Annotated in this window: 1 protein-coding gene; it reads left to right on the top strand. The window is 67.0% G+C overall.

Translation table 11 applies throughout. The annotated features are described in order from the left end of the window. The coding region (locus tag WH85_RS46235; protein WP_211275666.1) for an RNA-guided endonuclease InsQ/TnpB family protein at positions 1 to 533 on the top strand (533 nt) is incomplete at both ends.

Raw genomic sequence — 533 nt, 5'->3', positions numbered from 1 at the left:
ACGGTGAAGCGGGCTTTCAAGTTCCGCTTCTACCCGACTCCGGAGCAGGCTGACCTGCTGAACCGGACGTTCGGCTGCGTGCGCAAGGTCTACAACCTGGCGTTGCAGGCCCGCACCGAGGGCTGGTATCTCCGGCAGGAGCGGGTCAACTACAACGCCACGTCGGCGATGCTGACCGCGTGGAAGAAGTCCGAAGAACTGGCCTTCCTCAACGAAGTCTCCTCGGTTGCGCTCCAGCAGTGCCTGCGGCACCTCCAGGGCGCGTTCTCCGCGTTCTGGGAGAAGCGGGCCAGGTACCCGCGCTTCAAGTCCAAGCGCAAGTCCCGGGCGTCGGCCGAGTTCACCCCGTCCGCGTTCCGATTCACCGACGGCAAGCTGACCCTGGCGAAGATGGCCGCGCCGCTGGACATCGTGTGGTCCCGGCCGCTGCCCGGGGGACAGTCGCCGTCCACGGTGACGGTGTCCTGGGACAGTGCCGGGCGCTGGTTCGTGTCCTTGCTCTGCGAGGACACCATCGCGCCGGGACCGGTCAC

The organism is Actinoplanes rectilineatus (assembly GCF_000962825.1).
GTDB classification, from domain to species: Bacteria; Actinomycetota; Actinomycetes; order Mycobacteriales; family Micromonosporaceae; genus Actinoplanes; species Actinoplanes rectilineatus.
Note: the sequence above shows the minus strand (reverse complement) of the source record. Positions and strands in the feature narration are given on the sequence as shown.